Source organism: Gemmatimonadota bacterium, assembly GCA_009835325.1.
Taxonomy (GTDB): Bacteria; JAAXHH01; JAAXHH01; order JAAXHH01; family JAAXHH01; genus JAAXHH01.
In genome coordinates, this window is sequence record VXWP01000010.1 from 22,754 (window position 1) to 34,436 (window position 11,683).

10 protein-coding genes are annotated in these 11,683 nt (G+C 63.3%); 2 read left to right on the plus strand and 8 right to left on the minus strand.

The genetic code is table 11. The features are described from left to right. Positions 1–10: 10 nt before the first annotated feature. From F4Z81_01080 to hisB, 6 genes are all read right to left on the minus strand, one after another. Positions 11–1,381 carry an FAD-binding oxidoreductase gene (locus F4Z81_01080; protein ID MXW03640.1) on the minus strand — a complete coding sequence of 457 codons (1,371 nt, stop codon included), beginning with the start codon at positions 1,379–1,381 and terminating at the stop codon, positions 11–13. Between the two features lie 96 nt (positions 1,382–1,477). Further along, positions 1,478–2,899 (minus strand): amidase, encoded by a 1,422-nt coding sequence (locus F4Z81_01085; GenBank protein ID MXW03641.1) that lies wholly within the window; start codon positions 2,897–2,899, stop codon positions 1,478–1,480. Between the two features lie 10 nt (positions 2,900–2,909). Continuing rightward, positions 2,910–4,001 carry an aminotransferase class I/II-fold pyridoxal phosphate-dependent enzyme gene (locus F4Z81_01090; GenBank protein MXW03642.1) on the minus strand — a complete coding sequence of 364 codons (1,092 nt, stop codon included), beginning with the start codon at positions 3,999–4,001 and terminating at the stop codon, positions 2,910–2,912. A 4-nt stretch (positions 4,002–4,005) separates the two neighbouring features. Continuing rightward, entirely contained in the window at positions 4,006–5,550 is a 1,545-nt protein-coding gene (locus F4Z81_01095) for a sodium:calcium symporter (protein MXW03643.1), read from the minus strand. Positions 5,551–5,615: 65 nt separating this feature from the next. Continuing rightward, positions 5,616–6,659, minus strand: coding sequence for a D-TA family PLP-dependent enzyme (locus F4Z81_01100; GenBank protein MXW03644.1), 1,044 nt, complete (start codon positions 6,657–6,659; stop codon positions 5,616–5,618). Between the two features lie 24 nt (positions 6,660–6,683). Beyond that, positions 6,684–7,271, minus strand: a complete 588-nt coding sequence (gene hisB / locus F4Z81_01105) for an imidazoleglycerol-phosphate dehydratase HisB (protein ID MXW03645.1) — start codon at positions 7,269–7,271, stop codon at positions 6,684–6,686. A 282-nt stretch (positions 7,272–7,553) separates the two neighbouring features. Between hisB and F4Z81_01110 the strand changes: the two genes are divergently transcribed. Then, positions 7,554–8,000 carry a hypothetical protein gene (locus tag F4Z81_01110; protein MXW03646.1) on the plus strand — a complete coding sequence of 149 codons (447 nt, stop codon included), beginning with the start codon at positions 7,554–7,556 and terminating at the stop codon, positions 7,998–8,000. Between the two features lie 41 nt (positions 8,001–8,041). Here F4Z81_01110 and F4Z81_01115 read toward each other — a convergent pair whose 3' ends face one another. Next, on the minus strand, positions 8,042–8,611 hold the full coding sequence (locus F4Z81_01115; protein ID MXW03647.1) for an isoprenylcysteine carboxylmethyltransferase family protein: 570 nt from the start codon (positions 8,609–8,611) through the stop codon (positions 8,042–8,044). Between the two features lie 57 nt (positions 8,612–8,668). After that, the gene (locus F4Z81_01120; protein ID MXW03648.1) at positions 8,669–9,655 is read right to left on the minus strand and encodes a Gfo/Idh/MocA family oxidoreductase; all 987 of its coding nucleotides are present in this window, start codon (positions 9,653–9,655) and stop codon (positions 8,669–8,671) included. Between the two features lie 290 nt (positions 9,656–9,945). Between F4Z81_01120 and lnt the strand changes: the two genes are divergently transcribed. Further along, positions 9,946–11,553 (plus strand): apolipoprotein N-acyltransferase, encoded by a 1,608-nt coding sequence (gene lnt / locus F4Z81_01125; GenBank protein MXW03649.1) that lies wholly within the window; start codon positions 9,946–9,948, stop codon positions 11,551–11,553. The last annotated feature ends 130 nt before the right edge of the window (positions 11,554–11,683 follow it).

The window sequence follows — 11,683 nt, forward strand, 5'->3', positions numbered from 1 at the left end:
ATCCGGCCAGTCATAACTGTCCGCTTGTCGCACTCCGCATGCCGGCCATATCGGCGTCCGAAAGACCTTCGAAACGATTAAAGGAGAAAGATTGCGCATAGTCGGGCAACGAGGCGCCGGTGACATGCGCCGCAACCAGCTCTCCCGCCGCTTGCGAACCCATCACGCCGTAGCCCGAAAGCGCCCCGGCGATGTAGGCGCCTTCGACGGGCAGTGGGCCGATCAACGGCCGGTTGTCCGGGGTCTTGCAGTAGTAGCCGCCGTCGACCGGCAGTGCGTCCGACGTATCAAAATACGCCCTCATGCCAGGGATCATCCGGGCGAGCCCGCGCAGGACGATCACCGGGTAGGCCGGATCGAACACGAGCGGGAACACCGCCTCTCGTGGCGCGACGTCATAGGTCCAGATGCCCAGGAAAGTCTGTTTTCCGTCCCGGAACCGGGGACGGATGTGGAGTCCCGCGGGAAAGGGTTCGACGAGGTAGCGGGTGTCGGAGCTGGAGGAGAGCCGCCGTCTTTCTTCTTCGTCCCAGACCAGCTCGACCGGATCCGTCCAGATCAACATGGGGGCGTCGGGCGGAAGGACGCCGGCCGTGTCCTCCACGATGATCTTGCCGTGCAGTTCCATGAAGACCGGTATGTCCAGGTCCAGCAGCCGGCCGGCCTCCCCGACCAGCGGTCCCGCGGCGAGGACGAGCTTGCCGGTTTCGAGGACCGTTCCGGATTCCAGTCTAACGCCCGTGATCCGGTTGTTCTTCGTGTCGACGCCCGTGATCTTGCCCCGGACGATCCGGCCGCCCCCGGAGGCGATGCGGTCGAGCATCCACCGGCCGAGCGATGGGACGTCCATCCAGCCGCACCGGCGCACGTGCAGCATGGTGGCCGTATTGTCCGTGAGAAAGGGATACAGCCTTCTGATCGTCTCCGTATCCATTACGAGGTCCGCGCCGGTCAGATCCGGTTGCAATCCCTCCGGTTGTGAAGGCACATAGGATCCGCCGTCGCGATGAATACGCAGGTAGCCACCACCCAGACCGGCCACCACTGCCGCCTCTTCCTTTAGCTTAGGAACGCGGCGCCGGTCGCCGGTCAGGAACACGTAGCCCCTGCGGTTCATCCGGATCGCGTTCCCGCTTTCCGCCGCCACTTCCTCCAGCAGGTCGATGCTCCGGCTGACGAACCGGAACATGGGCAGGTCGGGCCACCAGTTGCGGTAGGCTTCGGTCCCGTACGCGCTGGTCAGGGAAAGCGGCGGTCTTTCGTCGACGAGCACGACGTTCCGCACGCCGCGGCGAACGACGAGATGATACGCGGCGGACACGCCGGCCACACCCGCGCCGCAGATGACGATTTCCGCCCTGGTGGACATGGATGTGCTCATCGGGTAAGGGCGTCAGGCGGCGCCAGCGTGCTCATGCCCCGGCCACGGTCGGCCGCCAACGCGCTCATGCCTCGGCAGCGGGTGGCACCAGCCTGCTCATGCCTCGACCACGGGCGGGCGCCTCTTCCAGGTCCCGGTCGCGTGTTCGAAGGCGTGGGCGAGTTGAAGGACGCCGAGTTCGTCTTCGTGCCGTCCGACGATCTGCAGTCCCACGGGCAGGCCCGAGGAAGTGAATCCGCAAGGCACGGAAATGGCGGGCAGGCCTGTGACGGTGACGTAGTAGCACGACTTCATCCAGTCGATGTAGGTCTCCATCTGCACGCCGTCGATTTCCGTGGGGTAGGGCGTATTCACGTCGAAGGGCGGGACCTGGCTGACGGGGAAGACCATGAAGTCGTGTTGTTCCATGAAACTGCGGACCCGGTGGTACAGGGTGGTGCGGTCCACCTCCGCGCGGGCGATCTGCGGTCCCGTAAGAGCGAATCCGGCTTCGAGGTTCCAGATGACCGTGTCCTTGATCTGATCGCGGTGGGTCTCGAGGAGGTCGCCATAGCCCTGGATGAAGCTCCAAGCCCGCAGTGTCTTGAAAACCTCGTCGGCTTCGGCGAAGTCGGGCTGGCCCGGCTTGACGGTCATGCCCAGGTCCTCGAATACCCCGCGCTTCGCCTCGATGGCCGTGGTGACGTCGGGATCCACGGGCAGCCCGCCGAAATCCATGCTCCAGGCTACGCTCACCCCTTTGAAGTCGCGTTCAAGCGGCATGGCGAAGGGCTGTCCAGGTTCCCGAATGGCCAGGGGCGCGCGGGGATCGGGTCCCGCGATGGCGCTGAGCATGAGCGCGGCGTCCGCCACGGTCCGGGCCATGGGACCCTGGACGCTGAGCCTGCCCCAGGCGTTGACGGACGGCCATCGCGGCACGCGTCCCGGCGCGGACCGCAGCCCCACCACGTTGCAGAAGTTGGCCGGGTTGCGCAACGAGCCGCCCATGTCGCTGCCGTCGGCGATGGGCAGCATGCCGCAGGCCAGGGCCACCGCGGCACCTCCGCTGCTGCCGCCGCAGGTCCGGTCCGTGTCGTAGGGATTCAGCGTCGCGCCGAAAACCGGGTTGAAGGTCTGGGAACCCGCGCCGAATTCCGGTACGTTGGTCTTGCCGAAGGAGATCGCCCCTGCCTTCTTCAACCGCTCCACGATCAACTCGTCCTGGCCCGGGACGAAATCGTGGAAGATCGGCGAACCGTAGGTCGTCCGGACGCCTTTGGTCAGCACCAGGTCCTTGTGGGCGATAGGCAGGCCGAAGAGGGGCCCCCGCGCTTCGTTTCGCGCGATGGCCTCGTCGGCCTTACGGGCGCCATCCAGCGCCTGGTCGGGATGATAGGTGACGATGGCATTCACGGCGGGATTCACCCGGTCGACCTGGGCCAGGTGGGCCTCCATGACCTCTGTCACGGACACGTCCTTGCGGCGGATCATGCGTACCAGATCGGTCGCAGGAGTGAAGCACAGTTCGGATGCGGGCATAGCGCGCCTTTCAGCCAAGGATTTCCTTCAAGGCCCCGGTGAAGATCCGGCTTTCCGCCTTGTTGCCGTAGGAGACCCGGATCATGCCGGAAATACCCCAGGAAGTTTCGGCGTTGATCACGATGATGCGCCGCTCGGCCAGCGCCTGCGTCACCGCTTCCGCGTCGCCCACCTCGATCAGGACGAAGGCCGCCTCGCTGCGGACATACGGCAGTCCGAGTGATTCGCAGGCCTCGTAGTAGATCGCCTTGGACGCGGTCGCGGCCTCCCTGGAGCGGACCACGTGGTCCGGATCGTCGAGGGCCGCGCAGGCGGCGGTCAGCACCAGGGCGCTGGGCGATCCCCCGTGGTACTGGCGGACGCGCGCCATCATGTGGGGCTGACCCACGGCGTAGCCCAGCCTGAAGCCCGCCAGGCCGTAACCCTTCGAAAAGGTCCGTACCAGGAGGACGTTCTCGTGTGCTCTGACCAGGGCGCTGCCGTCGGCGCACGCGCCGTCCTCCACCAGGTCGATGTAGGCCTCGTCCAACAAGACGATCACGCGTTCGGGCAGTTCTTCGACGAAGCGCGACAGCGCGTCGTGGGTAACGACGGTGCCCGTCGGATTGTTCGGGTTGGTAATGACGGCCATGCGGGTCCGTTCGTTAACGGCAGCGGCCATGGCCTCCAGGTCGTACACGTACCGCGGCGTCAGGGTGGTCCGCACGGACCGGGCCCCTATATCCTCCCCGTACCGGACCATCAAACCGAAAGCGGGATGAGGTTCGATCACCTCGTCTCCGGCGGACAGGAAAGCCCGTGCGATGGCGTGCATCAGGTGCTCGGCGCCGTCGCCGACCCGTATCCAGGCATTCTCCGAATCGAGACCGGGCAGCGAAAGTCTTTCGTCGTGCGGCACGCCGTGCAGTTCGGCCAGTTTTCGGAAAAGGTCGATATGGTCGGGGTCTTCGTAGCGGTTGATCTGATCGCTGCGCGATTTCACCGCTTCGATGACGCCGGGAGACGGCCCGAGGGGGTTTTCATTCCGGCTCAGGCGCACGATACCCGGAGGAAGGCCGACGCTCTGGTGGTTTTCATTCACCGCGGTCATGGGCGTTGCCACAGCGCTATTTCCAGTTCTTCGAAACCCGTCTTACCTGCAACACGCCCACCAGGATCAATAACACGATGATTCCCCGGGTGAGCAGCAGGTAGGGAATGTCTTCGGGATTGGCGTTGCGCAGCAGGAGAAGGTCGAATCCGGCCTGGTAGGTCCACACGACGAGCAGGATCGCCAGCGACACGGGCGTAACGTACTTGATCATGTAGTAGAAGATCCGAGGTATCTGGATGGCCGCGCCTTCGTTGATCTCCTCCCAGGCCTTGTCCATCCCGAATATCCAGGCGAAAATGATGATCTCGAGGAAGGAGAAGACGACCAGTCCCACGGTCCCGATCCAGAAGTCCAACTCGTCGATTACGCCGTGTTCGATGTTGAAGACAATGAAGTTGCCGAATATGAACAGGAAGGAGATCACGAAGAGGGCCGCTTTCTTCCGCGGCCATCCCATTTCGTCCTGCAGGAAGGCCATGGGCGGCTGCGTGAGTGCCACCGTCGACGTAATCCCCGCGAAGAAGAGCAGGCCGAACCACAGCGTGCCGATGAATTGACCAAGCGGGAGTTGCTGGAAGATCAGCGGCATGGACTGGAAGCCCAGGTCGAAGGAGCCGCCCGTCGCGATCGCCTCGGTCGCGGTGACGCCGAAGAAAGCCACGGCCACCGGTATGGCGATGGAACTGCCCAGCACCACTTCGGCGAACCCGTTGCTCATGGAGGTCGTCAACCCGGTGAGGGCGACGTCCTGACGGGCGCGGACATAGCTCGCGTAGCACTGCATGCTGCCGATGCCGATGCCGAGGGAGAAGAAGATCTGACCCGCGGCCGCAAGCCACACACTGCCCTCGGACAGACGGCTGAGGTCCGGGTTCCAGATCCAGGCGAAACCGGCCATGACGCTTCGGTCGGGGAAGTCCGGATCGGGCGTGCCCAGGGTCAGTACACGGGCCACGAGCACGATGGCGAATATCAACAGCATGGGCATGGCGAACTTGGCCAGGGTCTCGATGCCCCGCACCACGCCGCGGCTCAGTACCCAGAATACGATGCCGAGGTTGATGAGGAAAAAGACGTAGGCGGTGGCGACACTGCTGAAGTAGGAACTCTCAGTGACCCCCTGGAAACTGCTCAGGAACGCGCCCATCTCCGCCTGGGTTTCTATACCGAAGTACTGGCCGGTCAGGGAGAAGAAGCTGTAGGCCAGGGTCCACGACTGCACGTAGGAGTAGTAGAGGGCGAAGGCGACCGGCGCCGCGATGCCGAGCACGCCGATGTACTTGGCCGCCGGGTGTTTCCAAAGGCGGTACAGGATGCCCGGGGTGGTACCGTGGCCGTGCTTCCCGCCGAACCGCCCCACGCTCCATTCCACCCACATCATGGGGATGCCCACGACCAGGAAGGCGACGAAATAGGGGATCATGAAGGCACCGCCGCCGTTGGCGGCCGCCTGTACGGGAAACCGCAGGAAGTTTCCCAGGCCGATGGCGTTGCCGGCCATGGCCATGATCAGCCCCAGGCGGCTTTTCCAGACTTCCCTTACGTTATTCAAGGACATCCGGCACTCCTTCCAGTCTGACAGAGTTTATCCAGACGGACCGTGTGTTTCCAGACGTACAGGGTCTATTTGACCCGGCCCCGGCCGGCCACCGGCCAGATGACTTCCACCTGGTCTCCCCGTACGCCGTTGAGCTCGTCGTGCAGGTTGAGGGCCATCTCCTGGTGCAGGGGGATGACCGACAGGCGCTCGCCCACCCTGAACCGGTGCGCGCAGCGGGATACGTCCACGTGGCCGTGTTCCACGGACATGCCGTAGATCTGCGCCTCGGGATGTTCGATGATATGGCCGTAGGGTGTGGGCGGATAGCTGGCGAAGGTCTTCATGCCGCCGTCGATGATGATGCGGTCCGGGGTCGGGGCGCTCACCACGGTGCAGATCATGCGGCAGGGGCAGCGTTGGGGATCCAGCATGGCGGAAGTGCTGAGACGCTCCATGCCCTCCCAGATGTAGGAACCGCTGCGGGTCTCGGTGCAGCCCATGGCTTTGGAGTTTTCTTCGCCGCCGGTGCCGCCCCCGCTGATGATCTCGACGGGGATGCCCTTTCCGGTGATCCGTTCTATCGTTTCCGCCAGGAAATCCCTGGCCTCGGGATGGCTGGGGAAGATCATGACGCCCTTGAAAACGAGGCCGCGCAGGTCAGTAATGCGTTCGGCCAGCGTCGCCGCCGCTTCGGGCGACTGCACGCCGCAACGCTGCGTGCCCGTATCCAGCTCGATGATCACGTTGACCCGGCAGCCGTCATTTTCGGCCTGGTCCGAAATGCCCCGTGCCGTAGTCTCGTCATCGACGGCCACGAAGATCTCGGTCCGTTTGGCGACACGCGTCAGGCGTTCCACCTTGCGGGGACCTACGATGTTGTAGGGGATCAGGATGTTCTCGATGCCGGCGGCGGCCATGACTTCGGCCTCACCGAGTTTCTGGCAGCAGATGCCGATCGCGCCGGCCTTGACCTGCCAGTGGGCGATTTCCGGGATTTTATGGCTCTTGGTATGGCATCGAAGGCCAATGTCGAGATTCCGGCAGTGTTCCGCCATGGACGCGATGTTCCGTTCCATCAGGTCCAGATCGGCCACGTAGGCCGGGGTGTCCAGCTCGTCGATGTGCATGGTTACCCGCGTATGCTATGGGGGCTAGAGACTGCCCTTGGTGGACGGCACGCCGGATACTCGTTCGTCCATGGCCACGGCCTGGCGCAGGGCCCTGGCCGCCGCCTTGAAGATAGCCTCGACCTGGTGATGGGCGTTCACGCCGGAGAGGAGCGCAATGTGCAGGGTGACGCGACCGTGATGCACGAGGGCTCCGAAGAACTCCCGCACCATTTCCGTGCTGAAATCGCCGACCGAGGAACGCGAGAAATCAGCGTCGAATTCCAGGTGGGCGCGGCCGCTTACGTCGAAGACGGCCCGCGCCAGCGCCTCGTCCAGGGGTGCGTAGGCGTGGCCGAACCGCGTAATGCCCGATCCATCGCCGACCGCCCGAGCGATGGCCTGGCCCAGGCAGATCCCCACGTCTTCCACCGTGTGATGATCGTCGATATGCAAATCGCCGGTGCAGGCGAGATCGAGGTTGAACCCGCTGTGCTTGACGAAGCTGCCCAGCATGTGGTCGAAGAAACCGATGCCGGTTTCTCCGGCGAGATTTCCTTCGCCTTCGAGGGTCAGGGTCAGTTCGATGCGGGTTTCCAGGGTTTCGCGCGTTACCGTGGCGGTGCGAGGCACGTATTCCTCTATGCGATGGCGAGTCGCCGAAAGTCGTTCAATCGATTGGCGTCAGGTTCGACCTGTTACAGTAGACGCGGGGATCGGGATTGTCAAGAGGTTCCGGCCTGCGAGCCAGCCCGCAAACCGGCCTTAGTGCCGGCCTGCGCTGCACCGTGCGTTCCTGCTCCGACAATCCTTCACCTGGTCGTAACGATTGTCTTTTAAAACCTATGTGCATCCGCCCCGGTGAGAGATGGGAAAGGGATGCCAATATACACGTTCGCTACACGGGAACGACCCATGAAAAGAGCACACGGAGTATCGAGCATTTCGCGGTTTCTTCAACGCAACCCGGGCTGGTCCCAGGTGGTATGCGTCGTGGGAGTTGCCTTGCTGATTATCCTCGGTCCTATCCTGCTCTACGGACTGCTGTTCCAGTCCGGACCGGACTCGGTGCGGATGCTGTCCAACGTGCCCTGGTGGCCGGTCGTCCTCCTCGTGGCACTCGTCGCATTGCTCAGCCTGCTGCACGGGACCACGGGCGTAAGCGTCCAGAAGCTGCCCGACAAGCAGAAAGACGCGGGCGCCGCTGTCGAGCCACCCGAGCCACCCGAACCGTCCGCACCTTCTGAGCCGTCGGCACCTCCGACGCCAACAGGGCCGTCCGGGAAAAACGGCGATCCCCTTCGGTGCACGATGCATGAACGGTCACTGAATGGCATAAACCGCGTGGAAACGAAACCGTAATACCTGCCTGGTCCGACAATGCCGGCCTGGTCCGATCCGGACTAGCCCCAATACCAGCGCGCTGCGATGGCGGCCACCACCACGGCCGTGGACTGAAAGGTCCGTCTCTCGCTGCGCAGGGCGGCGCCAAAATCATAGCGCGCCGGATTCCCCGCGGTGTATACGGTAAATCGGGGCAGAAAACGGGGTACCGCCGCGAAGTATGCTTCGTATTGTGCGCCGAAGGTCCTCCGCAGGCTTTCCTCCTCCAGCGATACGATGAGGCCGTACTGGATCCCGAAAGCGGCGACGAAAATCACGATCATGTGAGGCATCCAGGCCCAGGCCATCACGCACAGGCCGAGACTCAGCAGGAAGTTGCCGACATACAGCGGATTGCGTACCCGGCCATAGGGTCCGTTGGTGATGAGCGCTGGCGCTCCGACGTGGCGGGTGCGGGTGGCGGAGCCCGCGTAACCGACCGCCCACAGGCGTATGGATTCCCCGATCAGCACCAGCAGCCCGCCGGCAAAGAAGGTCGTCGGGCCGGGTTCGGCCATGATCAGGACCGCGATCAGGAGCGGGATCGGCGTATAGCTTCGGGCCGCGAAGACGGCGGCGCGGATATCCATGTTGAAGCTGGACCTCCTCGGTGTCGCTCGTTCGGCCTGACGGCCAGTCTACCGGCGTTACCGGCTGTTGGTTTCGATCTGCTCGATGACCGCCAGTGAGACGCGAAGGGCTTCGCGGCCGTCGAAGCCGGTCACCGGCGCCGGCGCATCACCGCGCACCGCCGCAACGAAGGATGCGAGTTCGGATTCGAGCGGCTCGCGCCGGTCCTTCGAGGTCTTCTGCCGCGTGATATGGCGGACGCGTCCATCGCCGGTGTTTACCGGTATTTTCAATCCCCGTGCTCCGGCCTGTCCGGGATCGTCGATCAGCCGGTAAATCTCGCTCTCGCCCGCCAGGAAGTCCATCGAAACGTAATGATCGCGTTGAAAGATCCGCAGTTTGCGCATTTTCTTCAGTGAGATGCGGCTGGCTGTAACGTTGGCCACGCATCCATCGGCGAACCGCATACGGGCGTTCGCGATGTCCACCTGGTCGGAAATCACGGCGACGCCCGTGGCGTCCACCGACGCCAGGTCCGATCGGACGAGACGAAGGATGAGATCGATGTCGTGGATCATGAGGTCGTGGACGACGGACACGTCCGTTCCCCTGGGGTCGAAGGAGGCCAGGCGATGCGCTTCGATGAACCCGGGGGCGATTTCCATGCCTTCGAGGGCCCGGAAGGCGCCGTTGAACCGTTCGATGTGTCCCACTTGAAGTACGAGGCCCCGGGATTCCGACAAATCGATGAGCCGGTCGGCTTCCGCTACGGTCGCGGCGATCGGTTTCTCCACGAAGGTGTGCAGGCCTTCTGCAAGGGTGAACGACGCCACCTCGCAATGCGCGGTTGTGGGTACGACCACGGTGGCCGCATCGGCTTCTTCCACGACGCGTGACAGGCTGCCGATCGCTGTCGTATCGTAGCGGCGGGCAACCTCTTCCGCCCGTTCTTCGCGTATGTCGTACACACCGGAAAGCAGCACGCCGGGCATGCCCGAAAGCACCCGGGCGTGGGCTTCACCGAGTCGTCCAACGCCGATTACGGCCATTCGCAATTCGTCCAAGTGCGGAGACTCCCTGTCAACCTGCCTGCTGTTTGTCAACCTGCCCGCTGTTTGTCAACCTGCCTGCTGTTCAAACGTTGATACGATGCCCGCCGCTGGAAAGCCGGCAAGGCCGGCACGGCAACGGTTGGTTCCGGCCGGGAGACGGCTGGAATGTAGATGCCGGCCCGGCGAACGGTCAACCTCTTTGGCTCCGGCATACCGGCTTTGCGCCGCTACTTTAAGTTGACAGCCTCCCGTAATGCGTGTTGATTTCAGTCACGTAAAACGACCCTTGAATCCCCCAAGAGATGACCTCCATGGTCCTGCTGCAGCGGCTCCACGTCACATCGCCGATCGCCGGGTTCGGGCTCGCCCTCTGTTCCGCCCTGTTCATCTACCTGAGTATACCCAAGTTCGACTGGTGGCCCCTGGCCTGGGTCGCTTTCGTGCCGGTCATGGTCGCGTTGCACGACGCCGGACGAAACGGGTCCTTGACCAGGGTGGCCTTAATCTCCCTGGTTTTCGCCTTCGTTTCAGGCGTCGCCAAAGTGTACTGGATCCGGGAAACCGTCATGAATTACGGCGGCCTGAACTTGGCGCTGGGCCTGGTCAGCATGGCGGGCGTGGCCTTTGTCGTCGCCCTGTACGCCTTCATTTTCGGATTGTACGCGGCACGGGCCGACTGGAAGTCCCCCCTTTTCCCGTTGTTCGCGGCCGCGCTGTGGACGGCGCTGGAATACATCCAGACCTATGTTTTCACGGGGTTCCCCTGGGAACTGCTGGGTTACTCGCAGTACCTGGTCCTTCCCGTCATACAGATTTCGAATTTCACGGGCGTCTACGGCGTGAGCTTCCTGGTCATGCTTCTCAACGCGACGCTGGCCATGGTTTTCATCGCCCTTCGCGAGCGTAACGCCTGGCGCGCGCCGGTATTCGCCATGATGCTGTCCTGGCTGGTCCTGATCGGCGCGACGGGATACGGATGGTGGTCGATAACCCAGGCACGCGACCTGGAGCGGATGACCCCCCCGGTCAAGGTAGCCGTTGTCCAGGGCAGCAAGGAACAGGGCATAAAATGGTCAGAGGCGGAGGTCCAGCGGACCGTGGACGTCTACAGGGATCTGACGCGGTCGATACTCCCCCAGGATCCCGAGTTTATCGTGTTCCCCGAGACGGCGATGACCTTCTGGCTGGAAAGCCCGGCTTATGAAAAGTACAATGAACAGGTGCACGCGTTGACCGAGGAGGCGGGCGTTCCGCTGCTTACCGGCGCACTGGGTTACCGGCCTGGTGAAGACGATATTTACAACAGCGCCTTTCTGTTGCTGCCCGCCCGGGGGATCGTGAGTTCCTACAGCAAGATGCACCTGGTGCCCTTCGGCGAGTATCTCCCTTTTCCTAGTCTGTTTTCCTTTCTTTCCGGATTGACCGGCGCGATCGGCGATCTCACGCCCGGGGACGAACTGACCGTGATGCCGCTCACCGGGCAGGATATGCGTGTCGGCACGGTCATCTGCTACGAATCCATTTTCCCTGATCTGGTCCGTAGATTCCCGCTGAACGGCGCCGACGTGCTCGTGGTCATGACCAACGACGCCTGGTTCGGGACCTCATCGGCACCCGCCCAGCATTTCTCCATGGCGGTGTTGCGCGCCGTGGAAAACGGCACGCCGATTATCCGCGCGGCGAACACGGGGATATCGGGGTTCATCTCCGTTACAGGCGCCGTTTACGGCACCACGCCCATGTTGGTTGCCACGACCACCGTCGAGAACGTGCATCCGAACCGGGGCGGGCTCACGTTCTACACCCGTTACGGCGACGTGTTTGCCCTCCTCTGCTGTGTGCTGGCCGTCGTCGCGGCAGCCCTGGCGGGCAGCAGGACCGTCATTCACCTCAGGCGCCAATCCAGATAATCGGGCTGTCCGGGCCGGCCAGACTGCCGGGCCGCAAATCACCCTCGCGGATGGTACCGGGTGTACACGTCCTTGAGGTATTCGCGGTCCACGTGGGTGTAGATCTGCGTGGTGGCGATGTCCACGTGGC